Origin of the sequence: Pseudoalteromonas sp. TB41 (genome assembly GCF_000497975.1) — a bacterium.
GTDB classification, from domain to species: domain Bacteria; phylum Pseudomonadota; class Gammaproteobacteria; order Enterobacterales; family Alteromonadaceae; genus Pseudoalteromonas; species Pseudoalteromonas tetraodonis.
Window position 1 is genome coordinate 1 of sequence record NZ_AUTH01000063.1, and the last position, 22,688, is coordinate 22,688.

Annotated in this window: 19 protein-coding genes, 2 tRNA genes and 1 pseudogene; 11 read left to right on the forward strand and 11 right to left on the reverse strand. The window is 40.4% G+C overall.

Going from position 1 to position 22,688, the window contains the following annotated elements:
* Positions 1-93 precede the first annotated feature (93 nt).
* Positions 94-1,422 carry an IS4 family transposase gene (locus L641_RS0108570; protein WP_024601195.1) on the forward strand — a complete coding sequence of 443 codons (1,329 nt, stop codon included), beginning with the start codon at positions 94-96 and terminating at the stop codon, positions 1,420-1,422.
* 44 nt (positions 1,423-1,466) lie between these two features.
* Here the strand turns inward: L641_RS0108570 and L641_RS22275 are convergent.
* The 3 genes and pseudogenes from L641_RS22275 to L641_RS0108585 form a co-directional block, all read right to left on the reverse strand.
* A pseudogene (locus L641_RS22275) lies at positions 1,467-2,709 on the reverse strand (amidohydrolase family protein).
* Positions 2,710-2,721: 12 nt separating this feature from the next.
* The gene (locus L641_RS0108580) at positions 2,722-4,104 is read right to left on the reverse strand and encodes an amidohydrolase (protein WP_024601676.1); all 1,383 of its coding nucleotides are present in this window, start codon (positions 4,102-4,104) and stop codon (positions 2,722-2,724) included.
* A gap of 100 nt (positions 4,105-4,204) precedes the next feature.
* Entirely contained in the window at positions 4,205-4,990 is a 786-nt protein-coding gene (locus L641_RS0108585; RefSeq protein WP_013464747.1) for a hypothetical protein, read from the reverse strand.
* Between the two features lie 416 nt (positions 4,991-5,406).
* Here L641_RS0108585 and L641_RS0108590 point away from each other — a divergent pair, with 416 nt between their 5' ends.
* Positions 5,407-5,796 carry a DUF3718 domain-containing protein gene (locus L641_RS0108590; protein ID WP_253944054.1) on the forward strand — a complete coding sequence of 130 codons (390 nt, stop codon included), beginning with the start codon at positions 5,407-5,409 and terminating at the stop codon, positions 5,794-5,796.
* Positions 5,797-5,894: 98 nt separating this feature from the next.
* On the opposite strand, the gene L641_RS0108595 is transcribed toward L641_RS0108590, so the two are convergent.
* Positions 5,895-6,587, reverse strand: coding sequence for a hypothetical protein (locus L641_RS0108595; RefSeq protein ID WP_024601678.1), 693 nt, complete (start codon positions 6,585-6,587; stop codon positions 5,895-5,897).
* Positions 6,588-6,709: 122 nt separating this feature from the next.
* Here L641_RS0108595 and L641_RS0108600 point away from each other — a divergent pair, with 122 nt between their 5' ends.
* Positions 6,710-7,579, forward strand: coding sequence for a fructosamine kinase family protein (locus tag L641_RS0108600; protein WP_024601679.1), 870 nt, complete (start codon positions 6,710-6,712; stop codon positions 7,577-7,579).
* A gap of 213 nt (positions 7,580-7,792) precedes the next feature.
* Positions 7,793-7,996, forward strand: coding sequence for a CPXCG motif-containing cysteine-rich protein (locus L641_RS0108605; RefSeq protein ID WP_008464077.1), 204 nt, complete (start codon positions 7,793-7,795; stop codon positions 7,994-7,996).
* Here the strand turns inward: L641_RS0108605 and L641_RS0108610 are convergent.
* Complete coding sequence (locus tag L641_RS0108610) at positions 7,993-8,619, reverse strand: riboflavin synthase (RefSeq protein ID WP_024601680.1); 627 nt, start codon at positions 8,617-8,619, stop codon at positions 7,993-7,995. The genes L641_RS0108605 and L641_RS0108610 overlap by 4 nt on opposite strands.
* Before the next feature lie 192 nt (positions 8,620-8,811).
* On the opposite strand from L641_RS0108610, the gene L641_RS0108615 reads away from it, so the two are divergent.
* The 5 genes from L641_RS0108615 to L641_RS23725 all read left to right on the forward strand — a co-directional run bounded on the left by L641_RS0108615 (position 8,812) and on the right by L641_RS23725 (position 11,818).
* Positions 8,812-10,167 (forward strand): MATE family efflux transporter, encoded by a 1,356-nt coding sequence (locus tag L641_RS0108615; protein WP_024601681.1) that lies wholly within the window; start codon positions 8,812-8,814, stop codon positions 10,165-10,167.
* Positions 10,145-11,194, forward strand: a complete 1,050-nt coding sequence (locus tag L641_RS0108620; RefSeq protein WP_024601682.1) for a DUF3080 family protein — start codon at positions 10,145-10,147, stop codon at positions 11,192-11,194. Before L641_RS0108615 ends, L641_RS0108620 begins: the two co-directional genes overlap by 23 nt.
* A gap of 219 nt (positions 11,195-11,413) precedes the next feature.
* Positions 11,414-11,490: transfer RNA gene (locus L641_RS0108625), tRNA-Val, on the forward strand.
* Between the two features lie 26 nt (positions 11,491-11,516).
* Positions 11,517-11,593, forward strand: a tRNA-Val gene (locus L641_RS0108630).
* Between the two features lie 99 nt (positions 11,594-11,692).
* On the forward strand, positions 11,693-11,818 hold the full coding sequence (locus tag L641_RS23725) for a hypothetical protein (RefSeq protein WP_275450849.1): 126 nt from the start codon (positions 11,693-11,695) through the stop codon (positions 11,816-11,818).
* A 71-nt stretch (positions 11,819-11,889) separates the two neighbouring features.
* On the opposite strand, the gene L641_RS0108635 is transcribed toward L641_RS23725, so the two are convergent.
* Positions 11,890-12,387, reverse strand: coding sequence for a transposase (locus L641_RS0108635; protein ID WP_024601683.1), 498 nt, complete (start codon positions 12,385-12,387; stop codon positions 11,890-11,892).
* Positions 12,388-12,892: 505 nt separating this feature from the next.
* Here L641_RS0108635 and L641_RS0108640 point away from each other — a divergent pair.
* Positions 12,893-13,666 (forward strand): transporter substrate-binding domain-containing protein, encoded by a 774-nt coding sequence (locus L641_RS0108640; RefSeq protein ID WP_016899869.1) that lies wholly within the window; start codon positions 12,893-12,895, stop codon positions 13,664-13,666.
* 36 nt (positions 13,667-13,702) lie between these two features.
* Here L641_RS0108640 and L641_RS0108645 read toward each other — a convergent pair whose 3' ends face one another.
* Positions 13,703-14,626, reverse strand: a complete 924-nt coding sequence (locus L641_RS0108645; protein WP_013464737.1) for a hypothetical protein — start codon at positions 14,624-14,626, stop codon at positions 13,703-13,705.
* 196 nt (positions 14,627-14,822) lie between these two features.
* Between L641_RS0108645 and L641_RS0108650 the strand changes: the two genes are divergently transcribed.
* The gene (locus tag L641_RS0108650; protein WP_024601684.1) at positions 14,823-15,722 is read left to right on the forward strand and encodes a transporter substrate-binding domain-containing protein; all 900 of its coding nucleotides are present in this window, start codon (positions 14,823-14,825) and stop codon (positions 15,720-15,722) included.
* A gap of 47 nt (positions 15,723-15,769) precedes the next feature.
* Here the strand turns inward: L641_RS0108650 and L641_RS0108655 are convergent, their stop codons facing one another.
* From L641_RS0108655 to prpC, 4 genes are all read right to left on the reverse strand, one after another.
* Positions 15,770-17,065: a diguanylate cyclase gene (locus L641_RS0108655; protein WP_024601685.1), complete on the reverse strand. Its 1,296-nt coding sequence runs from the start codon at positions 17,063-17,065 to the stop codon at positions 15,770-15,772.
* A 581-nt stretch (positions 17,066-17,646) separates the two neighbouring features.
* On the reverse strand, positions 17,647-18,822 hold the full coding sequence (prpF, locus tag L641_RS0108660; RefSeq protein WP_024601686.1) for a 2-methylaconitate cis-trans isomerase PrpF: 1,176 nt from the start codon (positions 18,820-18,822) through the stop codon (positions 17,647-17,649).
* Positions 18,823-18,833: 11 nt separating this feature from the next.
* The gene (acnD, locus tag L641_RS0108665; protein WP_024601687.1) at positions 18,834-21,443 is read right to left on the reverse strand and encodes a Fe/S-dependent 2-methylisocitrate dehydratase AcnD; all 2,610 of its coding nucleotides are present in this window, start codon (positions 21,441-21,443) and stop codon (positions 18,834-18,836) included.
* 113 nt (positions 21,444-21,556) lie between these two features.
* Positions 21,557-22,684, reverse strand: coding sequence for a 2-methylcitrate synthase (gene prpC / locus L641_RS0108670; RefSeq protein WP_024601688.1), 1,128 nt, complete (start codon positions 22,682-22,684; stop codon positions 21,557-21,559).
* Positions 22,685-22,688: the final 4 nt, after the last annotated feature.

A 22,688-nucleotide genomic window follows, 5' to 3' on the forward strand; every position in this document is an offset into this window, starting at 1 on the left:
TAATGCAGATCAGTTAAGAATATTTTTATGATCACTTGACTGATCTTTCCATGGCTTCAAAATCCGATATTAGAAATAATATCGGATTTTTTTATGTCTCTCATTCAGCACTTCGATAACATGTCTTCATTTTTAAATGATGTACATACACTAGATAAACTTAAACAGGTTCTTGACCCTGATATTCTTGAGCAAGCATTTAAACATGCAGGTGTTGCTACTGTGCGTAAAAGGCGATTACCGCTAGAAGCTGTTATGTGGTCTGTAATTGGAATGAGTTTATTCCGAAACGAAACCGTTTGGGATATCGCTAATAGACTCGACATCTCTTTACCCGGAAAAAACAAACTAGTAGCGCCAAGTGCGCTAGTTCAAGGTCGGCAAAGGTTAGGCTATGAGTCAGTCCAACATACATTTCAATTACTTGCACACAAAACCTTTTCCACCCAGTCTTTTGAACAATGGTGCGGACTTAATTTACTCGCTGTAGATGGCGTTAGTTTTCGAACTCATGATAATCAAGAAAACAGAGAAGCATTTGGCAGTGACAGTAATCAACATGGAGAAGTAAGCTACCCACAAGTACGAATGTGTAGCCTTATGGAAGTATCTAGCCATTTACTGTTAGATAGCAGCTTTGACTCCCGTCGCATAGGTGAAATGAGCTTAGCTCAACGACTATTACCAGCCGTACCAGATAATTCTCTTACCTTGTTTGACCGCGGCTATTACTCATTAGGACTGTTGTATCAATGGCAAAACCAAGGAGATAACACTCACTGGATGTTACCCGCGAGGAAGGATTTACAGTATCAAGTTGAACATAGTATAAATGACAATGATAAAATAGTGATTTTGTCCACAAGTCCTCAAGCCAGAAAGAAATTTGAGTCATTACCAGAGACCATGATGGCAAGATTAACCACCTATAAAGTGGATGGAAAAAGCTATCGTGTACTCAGCTCTCTCATTGACCCTTTACGATTTCCATATGAAGAATTAACAGAGGTTTATACTCAACGCTGGGAAATTGAGCTGGCGTTTAGAGAAATAAAGCAGGGATTGAATCATAGCAAACACACGTTACGTAGTAAGAAACCAGACATGGTACGTCAAGAGTTATGGGGGTTATTACTCGCTTACAATTTAATACGTATCATCATGCTTGATGCAACTAAAGATGAGGATATTTTGCCTACACAGCTAAGCTTTAGCCAATCTATGCGACAGGTTATCGCTTTCTTTATGTTTACGCCAATACATAGTGCAAGTAAGTTGCCTATTCATTACGATGAGTTACTGACAACACTTAGATTGTTTATTTTACCCGATAGATTACCAGATAGGCATTATCCAAGGGTGATAAGAAAGAAGCCGAATAAGTACCCCTATAAAAGAAAATGCCAGTCAGTTCTTAACTGACTGGCATTACGCTAATGCGGCCTTTTATATTCAACTAAACAAGTTTATTTAGTGTATGCACGTGGCATGTTTGATTCTGTTGTATAGCGCTCACGCAGTTTATCTTGGCGAGATTCAGTACTTACCTCAACCCCATTAATAAACATTTTATTTACGTGGCTGCTCAGCTCAAACGGGTCATTACTCCACATTACAACATCAGCGGCTTTACCCACTTCTAAGCTACCAGCATTAATACCAAATACATCAGCCACATTTGAAGTCATCGCTTTTAATGCGCCTTGCTGGCTCATACCGTAAGACACTGCATTACCGGCATCATAGCGGAGCTGGTAAACATTATGACTGGCATCGCCACCCACAGTTAAAAGTACTTTAACACCTGCTTTTTCTAGTATGCCGGCATTATTTAGGCTTGCATGTAATGAATCAAAACTGCCTGGTAAGTTATCCCATTGCACTGATGATCACAGGAATACCCGCTTTCGCGATTCGATCTTTAACTACAACGGCATCTTGCGCACCATTAAGAACAATATTTACCCCAAACTGCTGTTTCACTTTTATAAGTTCAACAATATCCGATGCACGCGACACACTAATTAGTAATGGCATATCGCCTTTTAGTACTTTAGCCATTATTTTATCTTCAGCACTTGGCTTAGCATCGTCTTTTTTAGCTTCTTTGCTTGCTTTAGTTTGGTGCTCATCTAACTTATTGATCAGTGTTTGCAATGTAAATGCACGAGAGCCTTTGCTTCGCTCACCCAAATGAACCACTAATGCCGCTTGCTTTTTGTTTACGCTTTCAAAGCTGCCGCTTAAATCCACCACACTGGCAAGGCCTGCAAATATGCTGTCACCGCCGTACGGGGTGATCAAATCGCGAGTAACACCGCCTTTACGTGCATAAGGGATTAGGCTTGAACGAGGGTTAAATGCCAAGCTTGCATCAAAATCAATACCTGCTTTTTCTTCTCCCGCATCGCGAGAGCCCGCAACCGCACCTACTTCAACTAAACCAAGTTGATTTACAGTGGCAATAAAACCAGGGGTCACGATTTGACCTTTGGCATCAATAATTTTATCTGCTTTAACATCGCTAGGATTAATTGCAGTGATTTTGCCATCATTCATTACGATGCTGGCAGACTCTAATACGCCTTGATCTGAGGATGTATGCAGTTTTGCATTAATTATAGCAAGAGATTGAGCGCTCACCGCACCCGATGCTAGTAACCCTGCAGCAACCAGAGAAAGCGAAAACGAACGTGATAATTTTTTCATTCTGGGTGCTCCTTATTGTTGACCTAACATAAAATCACTTTGTGCTTGGAATGCGCTATCGTTTCTATCGTAAACTTTTGCGCCATCAACAAACACTTGCTCTGCTTTTGCGTAAACGCTAAATGGGCTTTGATTCCAAATAACCACATCAGCTTGTTTACCTGCTTCAAGTGAGCCTGTTTTATCTTCAATGCCGAGTGATTTAGCGGCATTAGCCGTGATCCACTTAATTGCATGCTGCTCAGAAATATCAAAACCATTTTGGTTTGCACTGTACATTACTTTTGCGGCTTCTTGATTTAAGCGCTGAATGGTCGTGTCTGAGTCTGAATGCACAACGGCACATGAGTTTTTAACTGCATCAACAATCGCTACGTTCTCTTGTACCATATCGTAGGCTTCCATTTTAAAGCCCCACCAGTCTGGCCAAAGTGCTGCACACGAGCCATTTTCAGCCAGTAAATCTGCGATTTTATAGGCTTCAATACCGTGATGGAATGTACCCGCATGGTAATTAAACTCTTTAGAAAGGTCGATCATCATCGCCATTTCTTCAGCTTTATAACAGTGATTGTGAATACGAACCTCACCTTCTAAAACACCGCGAAGGGTATCGTATTTAATATCGCGGTGTGGAGCTTCTGGGTTTTTACCCGCAGCGTAATCAGCATCGTATTTGTCCCAAGCACGTTTGTACTCTTGAGCGCCAATCCAAGCTGTGCGATAGCCTGCCATATTACCCATACGTGTCATCGGTAATTCACCTTTACGGCCATAAACGCGTTTAGGGTTTTCACCACACGCCATTTTTAAACCGTATGGTGCATCAGGAAACTTCATCCCTTGCATGGTGTGAGCCGGTACATTTTTAAGGGTAACGCCACGTCCACCAAATAAATTAGCTGAACCTGGTAAAATTTGTAACGAGGTAATACCGCCTTCACGTGCGCGATTAAAGCCTGGATCTTGTGGCCAAATTGAATGCTCAACCCATACTTCTGCTGTATTTGGGCTAGTCATTTCGTTGCCATCTTGGTGAGACTCAACCGACGGATTTGGATAAGCACCTAAATGAGAGTGAACATCAATAATACCTGGTGTTACCCATTTGCCTTGCGCATCGATAGTGGTGTCTGCGTTAGCGGTTAAATCTTTACCAACTTGCTGTACTTTACCATCAACAAGTAATACATCGGCTTCATCTAAACGCTCACCCGTGCCCGTTAATACAGTGGCATTGGTAATTAATGTGCTTGATGTAGCAACGGGTTGATAAGTACTTAGGTATGGGTTTTTATTAATGGTTACTTTTGCATCTTGCGGGCCGCTTTCTTGGCAACCAACAAGAGCCGCTGCTAAACCAACAGCTAACAATGAGGGAGCAAATTTTTGCATGTTTTTAGGTTCTCCTGTTTTTTTACTACTTTAGCGAAAGCAAACGCATAAAGCTAAAAAAACAGGTGAAAAGGCGGTTATTTAAGATGAGTTTCTGTAATTATTTTTTTATATAATTGTTATAAAGCTTATCCAGTGCCCCTTCAGTGGTGAGCGATGGATCTTTACTAATAAAGTGTTTAACCGTTCGGGTTACAAAATCCGAATTTTGCTTATGTAATTTTGAAAAATCTTTAATTAATGTATTGCCATCTTTTGCGGCGGTGACTTTATCATGACGATGCCTGTATTGGCTCAATGCCTTATTAAAATCGCCTTGATAATCCTCGACTAAAATTTTATAAAAGTCACTTTTTTGTACTTTTAATACAGTAATGCAATAGTTAAGCGCTTCTTTAAAGTCGGTAAATACGGTGCCTTCTACATCAAACTCTTTGGTTTTTTCGCGCACCGTAACGCGCGCTTCTTCAGTGGCATAACTAAACCCTGTAAAGGCGAGTCGCTCAGCCGCTTCTTTACCGAGTTTCATGCCCGCTTGAATGCTGTGCGCAAATTCATCGCTCATGTCGCCAAGCTCGCTTTCTTCCCACATGTTGTACACACGTAAGGGCTTGGCGTATTTATTTGATAGTTTCTTTTTAAGCTTACTAAAACGCTCATCAATGGTCATTAAGCGTTCATTATGAAGTAATGCATGGCATTCATAACAAGCCGCAATAGCAACAAAATCTGCTTCTTCGCCTAAATCAATAATACTTTGTAACATGTGCAATGGTGGGCAATGATCGCGCTCTGTTGCCTCACACCCGCAATAAAAACATTGGTTAAAATGCTGTTGCTCACACGCATAAGCTTGCTGGTAGTAACTGGCTAACGTTTTATTCACAATTGCGCTCCAAAAATATAAAATGCCACAAATTTAGGGCGCGATAATAACAGCCTGAAAAAATATTTCAGTATGAAAACGCTAAAGTGTGTCAAAAATAAATTACTTAACCTGAACTTTGGTTAAGAGATTTACTAACATATTGAATTATATCAATAACTTAGTTTATTTTCTCCAGCCAGAAATTTACAGTGAAAACAAAGCGAATTTTCGCGTCAATAGTGGGCCTATTGCAAGTAAATTCAACGCAGTTAGCGCTGAAAATAGCTGCTTGAGATAGATTTATTATCCATAGTTCAGGTTACTTATGAACAACTTTTCATACACCTACAAAATTGCACGATTTATATACACATCTTCTTACAGCTTGCCCCATTCAGTTAACAACATTCTGGCTACATTAAGCAATACTTAAGTTGCAAATAAACAAAGAGGCAAATACTATGATTTCTTTCAAAGCAACTCTATATTCAACTGTATTATTGGGCGCAGCAACATTAACAGCACCTGTAATGGCAACCACTTTTGTTGCCGCTGATTCATCACCCGGTACACAAGTTTGCATGGCCGTTGCATCTAACAAACAACTGACACTGCACAAAACAATTAAAGAGCTCCATACCAACAAGCATGTAATTGGCAAAAAATTACGCTGCAATGATTTATCAATGAATGATTTTGTAGCGCTTTATGATTTAAACAAATCTGCACGCTTTTTCAATATTGAGGCTACCACCAGCACATCAATAAAGGATTTAGCGAAGGTAAATAAACCGATGGTGGTTATTATGGCGGGATCTAAATAACCTAAATTATGACTAGGAAATCGGTTTTTAATACGGTCAATTTACGCGAATCAAACACGTTAAGCAGGGCTTAGTACCTGCTTAACGTGTATTTATTATTAAATAAGCGCTGCCAACAAACCAAACAAGCCACCAAATACCCCACCCCATACAACGAGCCAGCCTAAGTGTTCGCGGATCATAGTTTGAATTATTTCTTTTACCATTTTAGGGGTGAGTTCATCTAAGCGTTCATCCACTAATTTGAGTACTGTATTATGTAAACTTTCCGCGTTATTGCCTTGAGTAAGCATATCGCTTAGTAGCATTTTAAAATCGTCGGTGCCGCTTATTTGCACCAGTGATAATTGCATTTTTTCGATAAATTTTTCTCGCATTGGCTCTACCGCCTCTGTACCGCCAAACATTGCCAGCATGCTGCCAAATTGTGATTGCTCTATCACCACTAATAAATTATCAAAAGCAGGATTTAAATCTACCTTTTCAATTACCGATTCAAAGTCTATCGTTGGCTGCGCCTTGCTTAGAAGCTTGTCTATTTTATGCTCAGAAAAGAACTCCGTAAGTATTAAATTTCTTATAGCTACTTTAAAGCTTTCAAACTTGAGCGCAATCACCCCCGATCCATATAAAAACGGGACTTTTTCAAATAGCATATGAATAGCGAGTAAGTTTGTAACCGCACCAGAGAGTGCAAATAAGCCCACAGAAAGTACAATGGCTTGATCAAATACAAAACCAATAACAACACAACACGCTGCCAATAAGTTAGTGATAAAACTTTTATTCATTTTTATTCCATTTCAGTGATTTGTATCAGAAATTGATAGTCTTAATTTTACACCGATTAATTTGTTTATTTAATCCCTTTTTGCCATAGTTTATTTATAGGTTTAAAAGGTGAGCAATTGTTATGTGGAAAACAATCAATCAACAGATCAGTCAGGCTATCCATTACGATTTTAAACACACCCATAAACGTCAGTTGCAAAACACATCAACCGATAAGCTTTTCCATATAAGTGATGGCAAGCACAATTATTTAGTTAAAATTGCGCAAAAAAATGAGCTTGATCGCTTTGAAGCACAAGCACAGGGCTTAAAACAACTCACTCAAAACAGTATATTTATGGTGCCCGACTGTATTACAACTGGCGCCAATATAGAATATGCGTTTATTGTATTAGAGTGGCTTACACTTGATGACCTTCCCCACACGCATTGGTCAACGATGGGTGAACACCTTGCCATGTTACATCAAAAACACGAGCAAGCGATGTTTGGTTTTGATACAGACAATTATTTAAGCTCTACGCCTCAACCAAATCAATGGCATAAAAAATGGGATGTATTTTTTGCAGAAGAACGTATTGGTTGGCAATTACAGCTATTAGCTGAAAAAGACATTGTGCTGGCAGACCCCGAACAACTGATAAATTTAGTAAAAGAGCAACTGCATAATCATCATGTTTTGCCCTCGTTATTACATGGCGACTTTTGGCGCGGAAACATGGGATTTGTAAATAATATTCCGACCCTATTTGACCCTGCCTGCTATTACGGTGATCGGGAGGTCGATATTGCTATGAGTGAACTTTTTGCCCCATTACCCGATGAATTTTATAACGCCTATGATCACCATTATCCACTCTCTCAGAACTACCAACATCGCAAGCTTGTTTATCAGCTTTACCCTATTTTAAACCATGCCAATATTTATGCAGGCCATTACTTAAATCAGGCTAAAGAACACGTTGAAAAACTACTAAACTTAAATAAATGAGTAAACAAAAAATAAGCACTATACTTATACTTGAACTCTAAAAAATAAATCTATTCGAGCGTTATTTTTAACGCTAATTGCATTAAATTTACTTGTAATAAGTCACTGTTGATAGCTCAATATGAGTAAATCATTTAGTCAGAGTTCAAGCTACTTAGTGTTAAGCCGTTATGTGCTATCTAGGTAAAATAACTTAATTTTTAAGGGGGTGTTATGAAAGACTTTTTATCACAACGTATCGCCTGCCCACATTGTGGACACCATATTCATTTAGACCTTGATGCCAGTATGGGCGACCAAGACTACTACGAAGAATGCAGTGCCTGCTGTAATCTAATTCATTTAAATATGCATATAGACTATGCACGTAATAAATTAGAGTTACACGTGGACAGCGATGACGAACAAATATTTTAGCTATGTTGGCGCATGTAGTTTTCGACGGTGTTTATAATAGTGTATGTTTGCTGATCAACTTCTATATTAAACTCATCACCTACAACGGCTGCACCTAAATTAGTAATATCGAGTGTTTCTGGTATTAAATGCAGCCAAAAGCCATGCTCATCAATATTGCCAACCGTTAAACTGGCGCCATTAATAGATACAAACCCTTTGTATAACACATATTTTTGCCATTTTTGTGGCAGGCTGAGCTGTATTTTATAGTTGTTTTCTAGTTTAACTATTTGCACTATTTTGGCAGTACAATGAATATGACCAGAGACTATGTGCCCACCCAGCTCAGTACCAAACGACACAGAACGCTCGTAATTGACTAAACTACCCAATTCCAGTTGTCCAAGGTTAGTAAGCTGCAAAGTTTCGTCAATAACATCAAAATGCACTTGAGCCACTACATCTTGATTACTAAGCTCTACTTTAACAACCGTTAAGCAGCAACCATTTATAGCGATGCTAGCACCTAAGTCTAAATGCTTTACGTATTGCTCATTAACAGAAACGACTAAACGTAATACACCCTGCGTATGGGTTCTAGAGACTACTGTTGCTTGAGTTTGAATAATACCGGTAAACATAAAAATCGCTTCTCTTTCTAACAAAGTGCTAGTTTAACGTATCAATCGCTAAAATAATTCACTTAATAGCACTTTTATTCGCAACAAAAGTAAGCTTATGCAGCAATTTAATAGATTCGCTGATTGTCTACATAGATAGAGCAATCACAATAGATTACAATGCGCCCATGTTTTTATGAATAGCTGATTTTTATGACTTTTTGTAGTTGGGAAGCTAAACGTTTACTTTCCCTCGCCTTTCCCGTTTTTTTAGCACAAGTGACCTTAGTATTAATGTCAGTGGTTGATACCATTATGGCCGGACAAGTGAGTCCAACCGATCTCGCTGCCCTCTCAATTGCTACAGGAATATGGAACCCAATTTTATTAGCAATACAAGGTATTTTATTAGCCCTAACGGGAGTTATTGCTCAATTTGCGGGTGCTAAAGACCGCAACGGCATTAGCCATTATTTTCAGCAAGCGCTTTATTTAACGCTCCTTTTGAGTATTGCAGGTTTTTGTGCTGCCCAGCTTGCCAACACCGTTATTTTACAGCTTGATACTAGCCCGGCGATTGCGGGACTTGCTTTTGACTACATTCATTTTGTTAAATGGGGTGTATTTGGTTTTTTAATTTTTACCGTGTATAGAAATATGACTGAAGGCATGGGGATGACCAAGCCTGCGTTTTATATCAGCCTACTCGGACTTGCGGTAAATATCCCACTCAATTATATTTTTATTAAGGGCTTATTTGGTCTACCCGCATTTGGGGGCGCTGGCTGTGGTATTGCCACCGCACTGGTATTTACTGTAATGGCTATTGCGCAAGTTACTTATTGCCAGCTGAGTAAAAAAATAGATGCCAAAGGCTTATTAACTGGCTTTGAAAAACCCAATTTTAAAACCATTAGTATTATTACCAAACTCGGTATTCCTATTTCACTCGCTACTTTTTTTGAAGTGACCTTGTTTGCCTGTATTCCTCTGTTTATTGCGCATTTGGGTGCGGTGGCTGTGTCTGGCCATCAAATTGCAGCCAGTGTTACGGCACTATTATTTATGATGCCTCTGAGCCTCTCAATTGCCATTAGCATACGAATTGGTAATTTATTTGGGCAAAATCATTTAGATCAATTAAAAGTAGCAGTATCAACAAGTTATATTATGGCGGCTATGGTTGCGTTGTTTATCGCTTTTATTACATTTATAGGGCGTGATGTGATCAGCCAATTATATAGCGATAGCCCTGCGGTACTTGCGCTTGCTTCATCAATTATGATTTTAGCCTGTATTTACCAACTTCCTGATGCATTACAAGTAGCTGCAAACGGTATTTTACGTGGTTTAAAACACACAGCGCCGATTTCGTATATTACTTTTATTTCTTATTGGTTAATCGGCTTTAGTTTAGGCTACGTATTAGCAAGAACAGACATGATAGTGCCAGCAATGGGCCCGCATGGTTTTTGGATAGGCATTATCGTTGGCTTATCAGTTGCAGCTATACTACTGATGCTGACCGTTCATAGGCGATTTAAACGTGAACCATTTATTCTCACTTAAACAATCAATCTATACCAAACTGCCGCTTAATTGGTTATTGGCGGCATGTTGTATGGTGCTTTTGGGCTGCTCAGAGCAGCCCAGTGAGGCAAATAAAACCTATTTGTCTCGCTTGAGTAATACCTTACAAACGCCTGAGCCACACACAAAGCCACTGCAACAATTAGCCTTAGTAGAGCCAGTTGAAGCGTTGCAACCTGCCATTAAAATTGGCATAACTGAACTAGCTGGTATTAGCCAATGTAAACTTAACGTTCTGATAAGCGAGCATAATAATCAATTAGGCAAAACAGCCACCGCTGCTAGCCAATTGAAGTACCAAATAGATTTTATTCAAAGCGCGCAAAACTGTTTAAACACCTTAGATAAACAAAGCAACGTTCACAGTAAAATTGCAGCGGCAAAAACCCAAAAACAAACTCAACTCGCTCATTATTTTAATAATGTTTTATATAGTGAACCTGAACTGAGCAGCACTTGGCAGCTAACTGGCCAAGAACTCAGCACCCAACCAGCTGGGTTTAGCGACACAGTTGAGGCACTTAAAAAGCTAACTACCATAAAACACCAAATAGAAACGAAAAAGAGTATGGCAATAAACAGCGATGATATTTTGTCAGCGCTTGAACCGCTCAACAGATACAAATTTGACCAACAGCTTATTCAAGCTGCGCGAGAACAAATTAGCTTAAATTATGCGGCAACCCAGTTTGTAAATACTTTAACGTTTGAAGATATATGCCCAAAGGGTAAAAACAAGCAGCAGGCTAAAATTGTCAGTAATATATTTAATAAATATTATTTAAAACAAATACAGCCTTATCAAGCACAGCTGAGCGGGTATTTAGAAACATTGCAGCCGCTTTATATGCAGCTGTGGTTTAATCAAGCAGTGAGTAGTGAAGCGGTAAATGCCCTACTTGACCCAAATTCTAACAACTTACTCTCTCAGCTAAAAGCGTCAGCAAAAGAGCATGTTATCTGGTGGCAAAAATTTTATAAAACGTGCGAAATCAGTCCAATATGAATAAAAAAACGGCAAATAAACTTAAAAACCATAAACATGCTTGATTCACCACTCATCACGCTATATATTAGCGACCGTTGTTAAGCAATTAACAATTCTTAAATACAGAAGTACGACTGTAGCTCAGTTGGGCGAGATTGAAGCGAAGCTTCGCAGCCGAACGAGGTGGAGGCAGGATGAAGCTTCATGGATGAATTAAATAGTACGTAAACTCATAGTACGACTGTAGCTCAGTTGGTTAGAGCACTACCTTGACATGGTAGGGGTCGGTGGTTCGAATCCACTCAGTCGTACCAAACAAAGTTTAAGAATTTCATATTGTACGACTGTAGCTCAGTTGGTTAGAGCACTACCTTGACATGGTAGGGGTCGGTGGTTCGAATCCACTCAGTCGTACCAATTCAAAAAAACACTACTCACTTTTAATCACCCGCTCCAAGGGTCAATGCTCCAAATCCACTCAGTCGTACCAATAAAAAAAGAACGTAGGTCGGTTAAGTGGCGAAGCCGCGCCACCCGACATTGGTGAAACACCCGACATTAGGTAACATTCCAACACTAAACACCATCCAACATAAAGCAAAGCATGCACAGGTAATGACCAATACCAACATCGTCGGATGACGCTTCCGGCTTATCCGACCTACGTTCATTATTGGTAACGTATGTGAAACACCCGACATAAAATGTATTAATTATTCCCCACACCAATTACGGCTGTACATTCCTGATGCGACCGCTTTATGAAAGCTTGAATAAGGCCAATCAACCACCCGTTCAACCAAACCATGTTTAAGCGGATTAAAATGAACATAATTTACATGGTGCCAATAATCACGTTCATCAACAATGGTATGCTCCCAAAAACGGCGTTGCCAAATCCCTCGTTCATTTTTATTAACGCGTGCGAGTGATACATGTTCGTTTTTAGGCAAGCCTTTAGAAAAACGTTTTTTAATTTCGCGCCAACGACCAGAATAATCGCTATCACCTTCGGGTAAAGTTAACACTGCATGCATATGATCAGGCAACACCACCCACGCATCAATATAAAATGGTTTATGCATTTTTACCCAGCGCACAGCCCCACGCAATAAATCAATATGCTCAACCAATAATGACTCTTTACGATCCTGCAAATTAACCGTAAAAAAATACGTTCCTCCCGGTTGATAATTTCTACGATATCTCACATAAAATCTCCTTATAATAAACGACTAATACCTCTGGGTTATTCAATACCTTAGGATAACGCCTTTGAATTATCCAACATCGTCGGATGGCGCCTCTGGCTTATCCAACATCGTCGGATGACGCCTTCGAATTATCCAACATCGTCGGATGACGCCTCTGAATTATCCAACATCGTCGGATGGCGCCTCCGAATTATCCAACATCGTCGGATGGCGCCTCTGGCTTATCCAACCTACGTTAATTATTAAGAACGTAGGTCGGTTAAGTGGCGAAGCCGCGCCACCCGACATTGAGGGAAACACCCGCCATCAAGCAACGCTCAACCTCAAAAAACATTCCAAGAAAAAACGCTCACGATCTAAACTTCCTTAATAAATATCAGGTAACATCCATTTAATCACGTTGCAAAGTCAGAATTTATTGCTTGAAAATTAATACTATGTTAACAAGTAGGCTATCTTATAAGATGAAATATCAGAAAGTATTCTAGGAAAGGATTTACCTGTGAAGTCTGCCGCACTCATTACATTACTATTGCTATTTATTTTTGCTGGGCAAGTTCAAGCTAAAACCCTAGTCAAAGTGGGTGGCTATGAATTTCCTCCCTACATAGAGATTATTGACAGCCGTGCTTCAGGCCTTACCGTAGAGCTAATTAGCGAACTTAATAAAATACAATCTGACTATCATTTTGAGCTTGTGCTCACCACACCTATTCGGCGCTTTAAAGATTATCAGCAAGGTTTGTTCGATGCGGTATTTTTTGAAGATCCAAACTGGGGGTGGCTGCAAGGCAACCATATAATCAGTAACTCCCCTGTGATAGCAACAGACAGCGAAGTATTTATTGCTTTAAAGCAATTTGCAAAGTCACAAGCTTGGTTTGATAACTTAGACGATAAAACCCTCATTGGGATTTTAGGCTATCATTATCAGTTAGCAAACTTTGAAAACAATCCATCAATACTTGAAAACGAATATAAAATGACGTTACTGAGCAGTCATAAAAAAAGTATTGAATTAGTATTAAAAAAACGCAGCGATATGGCGATTGTTACCCGTTCTTACTTAAATCAATACCTCAATAAATACCCAGAAAGTAAAAAAAAGCTGCTTATCTCTGAACGCGTCGCGCAAACCTATAAACACCAATTATTAATTCGCCCTACACACCAACTTAATGTAAACACACTTTATAAAATAGTAAAAAAAACACTTGCACAAAATACCCTAGCAACCAAATTAAAGATACTTGGCCTACAACAACATGATATTTAGTGATGCTGCTTTAATACTAATAACATTACTAATAACTTAATGGCAATAACTAGAAAATTTGCTATTTTCATCGTGTGTCGCAAACTCAACTAAAGTCATCAATAAATCACTGTGTTTATGGGTAAAGCCAGTACTAGAAAGGCGTTTTTCTAAATAGGACGTAAAGTTTTTTCGTTGCAGGTGTTGGCTATGTAATTTTATTAACAGCTCTGACTGCTTTTGGTTAATTAACCGCGTCTCGTAAATCGGGTCTTCATCTGGCCAATTTTCTACAGGCGAGCCCTTTTGCTTAAACACAAAATCACTAAGTGAACGCTCGATTTGATTATAATCGTGCTCCCCTAGCAGTTTTTCTATTTCCTTTAATAAGCTTGAGTACAAAACACGCGGGAAAAGCTTGTAAAAATCATGATTTTTAAAGGGCTCTCCTTGTGGAGTTTGCTGCCAATTTTCAAAACTTGCTCGCAAAGCCTGAACTAATATACGTCCTACATAATGGCTTTTTTGGAATGAGACACCTTGCGATTCTAGCCTTGAAAGTACGTGATTTAAACGTTGCTTTAAGCTACGTACTTCTAGCTGCAATTCGCTTTTTTCTGTCTCTAATAATTGTATTTCTTGAGCACTGGTTGTTATTTTTTGCTCTAGTTTATTTATTTTAACTTGCGCGCCATAAAACAAATCACGGGTATCATTAAGCTCAGCCATAACACTGGCATTTTTTAATTTAATACTCGAATTACCCTCAATAGCATAAGTAGTAAGCTGTTTGCTCTGAGAGAGCGCTTTATTTAAAGTACTTTCTAACTTACTCTCAATAACTTGCCCAGACTTACTGCCTTTAAGTAAAGAATGTAAGGTTGAAGAAATATGCTTTTGGTACCAATTTTGGATCTGCTCACACTGCACATCAGATAAATTAGCAAATGGATTGTCTTCACTTATTGGCTTGTTAGCCATAAAAATTCCCTCTAGTAAAAAGACTTTTTGTTGTTATGTCGTATTAAAGTGAAATTACCTACCTTTGCATGTTAATAGCTATCGCTTTTTAAGGCTATATTTAATTGTTTGTATACTAGAAGAACCTCACTATTTAAGTTGTTTATTCCAAATAACGCACTAAACTTAAAATTAAAGATAAAAATGCATTATCCTTATGAGAATATTTTTAATCGCTGCCTTAGTACTATCATTTTTCACTTACGCACAACCTGCGCCAGTAACCTATACGGTCGACAATAAAAATATCACACTTCCCGGAGAGAAATACAAAAGCGGCTATGGCTATAATTTAAAAGCCGATACAGTTCTTCGCTTAGTTACACTTAATTGGCCCCCTTATATAGACGATCACTTATGCAATAAGGGCTGGCTATATCAACTCACAGTAAGCATGTTAGTAAAACGCGGCTATGGTGTACATATAGAGTTTTACCCTTGGGCGCGTGCCGTTCGTGAAGCTGAATTAGGTAAAGCTGATATTTTATTCCCTGAGTATTTTATTAGTGACGATGTAATGTCAGAAAACATTTTAACCAAAACACGTAATCAGTTATTGGCGTTATCTGAGCCCATTCCTGGTGGCGACTTATCATTTGTAGCACTTAGAGATCACAGCATAAATTACGATGGCAGTATTGAGTCTGTAAAAAACAGGGTTATGGGGGTGGTACGTTCATATAAAAATAGTAAAGAATTAGATCAACTTATTGAACAAGGTGGAATAAAAACCATTGTTGCTAACAGTGAGTATCAGCTTATTCATTTGCTTTTAAATGGTCGGGTTGAGCTTATTGTTGCCGACTTAGAAGTGCTAAGAGCCAGTATTTATAAATCACTATTATCAGCTAGAGAAAAAAAGAGGATGCTTAGTGCGCTAGTTGCATTAACGCCAAGCATAGAATACAAAGCCCTGTATTATGAAATCAGTAAAAGTACGCCTAATTGGCAATTTATCTTAGATGATATCAACGCAGAAATAGCGAATATGCGTGCAAATAATGAATTTGAGCGCTTTATAAAAAATAAAAAACAGCAGTGTTATAACCTCGATTAAGCCATAGGCAGCTAAATTTGAGCGTGCCTGTTTTCAGTTATATCTACTCATAGTCTAAGGCTTTGGTTAAACACCACCGTTTGGTTCCGTCCGGTTGTTTTTGCATTATAAAGTGCGGTATCGGCATTTCTTAATAATCCCTGCAGCGAACACGACTCAGAAGTCAAACTTGATACACCACTGCTTATTGTATAACTCACCTGCCCGCCACTTGATAACTGCACTGGGTTATCTTTTAAATGATCTTGCAACTTTGCTAAGGTTTTAACAACGGTACTGACACATTTGGTAGGCGAAACAATGCAAAACTCTTCTCCTCCTAAACGCGCTATAATATCATCACTGTCACAAAATGATTTAAACGTAGCAGCTATGCTTTGCAACACACTATCTCCGCCTTCGTGTCCAAATTGATCGTTAATGCGCTTAAAGTGATCTATATCTATCATCGTAAGGGTTAAGTGCTGGCTGTCTTTAATACACTCATCAAGTGCAAGTTTAGCTGTTTCCATAAACCCTCTTCGGTTGAGCAAATTAGTAAGCGGATCTTTAATGGTTAAATCTTTTAGTTGTGCTTGATACTGCTTCATTTTTGTAATATCGCGCTCAATCGCTGCATAGTAAGCCACCTCACCTAACGCATTTTTTAATGGAAAAATATTCATATCAATCCAATAAGGCTCACCTGATTTTTTATAATTTAGAATTTGCTCAGATACTTGCTGTTTATTTTCTAGCGCATGCCTAATTTTATCGCGTGTGGCTTGTTGAGTTTTAGCGCCTTGTAAAATGCGCGGCGTTTTACCTCTAACTTCATCTAAATGATAACCCGTTACTTTAGTAAACGATTGGTTTGCATAAACAATTTTAGGGCCATCATTAGTAATAGGGCTTGCCTCGGTAACTAAAATAACGTCGCTGGCTAATTCAACAATTTCTTTAAATGGAATAGCTTGTTTTTGATGAGTAATATCGATAAAAGTGACGACTATTTCAGCAATGTTGTTCTGCTCGTCAAACTCTGGATAAGCGTTACATAGCACCCATGTAATTTCGTCGCTTGAGCTGTCACATATACCTATTTCAAGATTCATCAATGGTTTTTGGGTTTTAATAACAACACTAACAGGATACTGAGAACTCTGCAGTGGTTGACGAAATTCATCCAGTAATTTCCATTTACTATCAAACGAGTCGCGCCCTAACGCTTGCTCTTTTGTTAAACGTAAAATATTTAAAGCCGCAGGATTTGCATACAAAATTCCTGTGTCTGGTGAATGCACCACCACACCGGTTTGTAAGTTTTGTATTAACCTTTCTGCATTTAGCCTTGATAAATCCATTAATGCACTCCGTACAAACTGTATTGAAAAAATACACGGGCTAGGGTCTGTTAACCTTTGCGGATTACAATTTGTTCAAACTAGGAGCTGTTTAATCGCGGCGCTAGGTTTGTAACCTAGTGGACTCGATAACTGCTCCTGCGTTATTCTACTGGCTTACATCCATGTAAGAATAAGTAAAAACCGAGCAAAGCTTCGGCGTCCTGCTCACGCCCCTTACCTACATCCATTTAGGCAACAAAGAGTAAATCGCCCCTAGGCAGAACCCTTCGGGCAGCGCCTGTTTGGCATTGATGCTGCGTTATCGCCTATTTATGGGGAATAACCACACCACATAGGCTCTGCCTTGCCTAAATATCAAACAGACTGCTGCAAATTTAACCTTGAAAGGTCAACAGACCCTAATGTTCATTTTAATATAAGTGAATATTTGCCGACATAACAGAAAAAATGTTGCTGTTTATTGGGCCCCCCTCAACAAAGTACATTTTACAACCTATTGAATGACTGAATAAAAAAGCCGCAAACTAAGTTAAGTTCGCGGCTTATTATTTTACTATAGTACGTATTTTGGGTGCTAGTTAGTCATAATCAAATGGCGCTCTTACCCAGCCTTCCATTAATACACGTGCGCTGCGGCTCATACTCGCTTTAGTCACTTGCCATTGGCCATTTGTAACAACCGCCTCGGCACCTACTTTAAGTGTGCCCGATGGATGACCAAAGTTAACCTCGTTAATAGCACCGCCACCAGCGGCCAAATTAACTAATGTTCCGTCAATTGCGGCTGCTGTGCCAATAGCGACAGCGGCTGTGCCCATCATCGCATGGTGTAACTTACCCATTGACATTGCACGTACTAACAAATCTATATCGCTTGCATTAACCTGCTTACCACTTGATGATTTGTAATTAAGCGGTGCAGCCACAAACGCCACTTTAGGTGTGTGTTGGCGTGCTTGCGCTTCATTAATAGTACTAATTAGTCCCATTTTTACCGCGCCATAGGCACGAATGGTTTCAAGCTTAGTGAGTGCGGCTTCATCAGCGTTTATATCATCTTGTAGCTCAGTACCGGAATAACCAATATCGCTGGCATTTACAAAAATAGTCGGGATTCCTGCGTTGATCATGGTTGCTTTTAACGTCCCCACACCTGGTACTTCTAAATCATCAACCACATTGCCTGTTGGAAATAGCGCACCATCACCATCAGCAGGGTCAATAAATTCAAGCTTTACTTCAGCGGCAGGAAACGTCACACCATCTAACTCAAAGTCACCGGTTTCTTGTACTTCACCGTTAGTCATAGGTACATGCACTAAAATACTTTTTTTAATGTTCGCCTGCCATACGCGCACAATAGCAATGCCATTATCAGGCACTCTGCTTTTATCAACTAAACCATTGCTGATGGCAAACGCGCCCACGGCAGATGTTAAGTTTCCGCAGTTACCACTCCAATCAACAAACGCTTTATCAATGGCGACTTGCCCAAATAAATAATCAACATCGTGATCGGGCTGCTCACTTTTACTCAAAATAACCGTTTTACTGGTGCTTGAGGTTGCACCGCCCATGCCGTCGGTTTGTTTACCGTATGCATCTGGGCTACCAATAACGCGCAATAATAAGCTATCGCGCGCCTCACCTGCCACTTGGGCAGGTGCAGGTAAATCGGTTAAATTAAAAAACACCCCTTTACTCGTGCCACCACGCATATAGGTCGCAGGCACTTTAATTTGTGGTTTAAACATAACGTGCGTCCTTATGATGCTTGCGTGGCTTCTAAAAAGTCTTGCGCAAAGCGTTGTAACACACCGCCCGCTGCATAAATAGAAAGCTCTTCTTGCGTATCAAGTCGACACTTCATCGGTACGTTTAATACCTCGCCATTTTTACGCGTAATAACAAGCTCTAGGGTTGCACCTGGTGTTGGTTCGCCCTTCACGTCGTAGCTTTCGCTACCATCTAGGTTAAGTGTTTTACGCGTTGTGCCTGGTTTAAATTCAAGCGGCAATACGCCCATACCAATTAAGTTAGTACGGTGAATACGTTCAAACCCTTCGGCTGCAATAACCTGAACACCAGCAAGCCTAACGCCTTTTGCTGCCCAATCGCGCGAAGAGCCTTGGCCGTAATCAGCGCCTGCCACAATAATGAGTGGCTGTTTACGCTGCATGTAGGTTTCGATTGCTTCCCACATACGCGTGTTTTCACCTTCTGGCTCTATGCGTGCGTACGATCCTTGCTTCACTTCTCCGTTTTCATCTAATACCATTTCGTTCAATAGTTTAGGGTTTGCAAATGTAGCTCGTTGTGCGGTTAAGTGATCGCCTCGGTGAGTGGCGTATGAGTTAAAGTCTTCTTCTGGTACGTTCATTTTAGTTAAGTATTCACCTGCTGCGCTGCTGGCCATAATTGCATTAGAAGGTGATAAGTGATCGGTTGTAATGTTATCGCCAAGTACTGCTAACGCGCGCATACCTGTCATACTGCGCTCACCTGCCAATGCTCCTTCCCAATAAGGTGGGCGGCGAATATACGTACTCTCTGGGCGCCAATCGTATAGTGGGTCGTTATCTTCGCCGTAATCAACGGTTAAGTTAAACATTGGCTCGTATACTTTTCTAAACTGCTCTGGTTTTACGCTTTGTTTGATAACCGCATCTATTTCTTCATCAGATGGCCATAAATCTTTTAAGGTTACATCGTTACCTTGCTGATCTTTACCGAGTATATCTTTTTCTATATCAAAGCGAATGGTGCCCGCAATTGCATAAGCAACCACAAGCGGTGGTGACGCTAAAAACGCTTGCTTTGCATACGGATGAATTCGGCCATCAAAATTTCGGTTACCCGAAAGCACAGCCGTTGCGTATAGGTCGCGGTCAATCACTTCTTGTTGAATTTTAGGGTCCAATGCACCACTCATGCCATTACAGGTAGTACAGGCAAAACCAACAATACCAAAACCGAGTTGCTCTAGTTCAGTGAGTAAGTTTGCATCTTCAAGATACGACTGCACTGCTTTAGAACCCGGCGCCAATGAGGTTTTAACCCACGGTTTACGCATTAAGCCTTTAGCGTTTGCATTTCGCGCCAATAAACCTGCAGCAATTACATTGCGCGGGTTACTGGTATTAGTACAGCTGGTAATAGCGGCGATAATACAGGCGCCATCTGGCATTAAGCCTTCTTCGTTCTCAACAACACCCGAAATACCTTGCGCTGCTAAATCGCTGGTAGATACACGACGATGCGGATTTGAAGGCCCTGCAATGTTGCGCCCTACACTTGATAGGTCAAATTTAAGTACGCGATCGTATTGAGCGGTTTTTAAGCTATCACTCCATAAACCCGCTGTTTTAGCGTAGTTTTCTACCAGGGCAATTTGATCTTCATCACGGCCTGTTAAACGCAAGTAATCAATAGTTTTATCGTCAATGTAGAACATCGCAGCGGTTGCGCCAAATTCTGGGGTCATGTTCGAAATGGTGGCTCTATCGCCAAGGGTTAGTGCATCAGCCCCTTCACCGTAAAACTCAAGGTAAGTCGATACCACACGTTGCTCACGTAAAAATTCGGTAATCGCCAGTACAATATCGGTTGCAGTTATGCCAGGCTGGCGTTTACCGGTAAGCTCTACGCCCACTATATCTGGTAAACGAATATATGATGCGCGCCCAAGCATTACGCTTTCGGCTTCAAGGCCACCTACGCCGACAGCAATAACACCTAATGCATCAACATGCGGGGTATGGCTGTCGGTACCTACTAAGGTATCTGGGAAGGCAATGCCATCGCGGTTTTGAATCACCGGCGACATTTTTTCAAGGTTAATTTGATGCATGATGCCATTACCCGGTGGGATCACATCAATATTTTTAAACGCTGTTTTGGTCCAGTTTATAAAATGAAAACGGTCATCGTTGCGTCTATCTTCAATGGCGCGGTTTTTTTCAAATGCATCGGGATCAAAACCTGCGTGCTCAACAGCTAATGAATGATCCACAATCAGTTGAGTCGGTACAACCGGATTTACTTTTGCAGGATCGCCGCCTTTTGCAGCAATAGCATCACGCAGGCCCGCTAAATCAACCAGTGCGGTTTGGCCTAAAATGTCATGACATACAACGCGTGCCGGATACCATGGAAAATCTAAGTCTTGTTTACGCTCAATTATTTGGCTAAGCGCATCGGTTAGCATATCGGGCTCACAGCGACGCACTAAGTTTTCGGCAAATACACGCGAACTGTAAGGTAGTGTCGCGTATGCGCCTGGCTTAATGGCATCGACGGCGGCTTGGGTATCGTAGTAATCAACATTTGAGCCTGGTAAAGGCTTACGGTATTGGGTGTTATTAATAATGGTCATAATAAATTCGCTAATTTGGTGACGGAGGAGAGTACGCTAAAGCGCTATAATGAGTAATCATCAGCGCTATAAACAATAAAAGGTGAGCTAGGCTCACCTTAAACGCTAACTAATTAGCCTCTTGATTCAATTGGCGTGTAGCTACGCGCATCTGGCCCGGTGTAATCAGCACTTGGGCGAATAATACGGTTATTTGCACGCTGCTCTTTTACATGCGCTGTCCAACCAGTTACGCGGCTCATTACGAAGATAGGCGTGAACAACTTGGTAGGAATACCCATAAAGTGGTACGCCGATGCATGGAAAAAGTCAGCATTACAGAATAACTTCTTCTCACGCCACATGACTTCTTCACAACGAACAGATACCGGGTAAAGCACATCATCACCCACTTCTGCAGCTAATTTTTCAGACCATTTTTTAATAATTACATTACGCGGATCCGACTCGCGGTAAATTGCGTGGCCAAAGCCCATAATTTTATCTTTACGCTCAAGCATCCCCATCAGTGCATCTTCAGCTTGATCGGCGCTGGTAAAGCCTTCAATCATATCCATGGCGGCTTCGTTGGCACCACCATGCAGTGGGCCACGTAAGGTACCAATTGCGCCAGTTACACATGAGTGAATATCAGAAAGCGTTGATGCACACACGCGACCGGTAAAGGTAGAGGCATTAAACTCATGCTCTGCGTACAAAATTAGCGATACATTCATTACTTGTGCAAATAATTCACTTGGCGCTTTATCGTGTAATAGCGTTAAAAAGTGTGCGCCTACTGAATCGTCATCAGTTTGTGTTTCGATGCGAACACCGTCATGAGTAAAACGATACCAGTAACAAATAATACTTGGGAAAATTGCCACCATACGGTCAATCGCATCGTTTGCTTCGCTAAAGTCATTTTCCATTTCAAGGTTACCTAACATAGAACACCCTGTGCGCATTACATCCATTGGATGTGCCTCTTTTGGAATGTTCTCAAGCACTGTTTTTAGTGCCTCTGGTAAACCACGTAAACTTTTAAGTTTAGCTTTGTACTCTGCCAGTTCACTTGATGTTGGTAGCTCGCCGCGAGAAAGTAAAAACGACACTTCTTCAAACTGCGCTTTTTCAGCAAGCTCGCTAATGTCGTAACCACAGTAAGTTAAACCTGAGCCTGTTTGCCCTACTGTACATAATGCTGTTTGTCCTGCTACTTGGCCACGTAAGCCTGCGCCACCTAATGCTTTATCTACCATGATG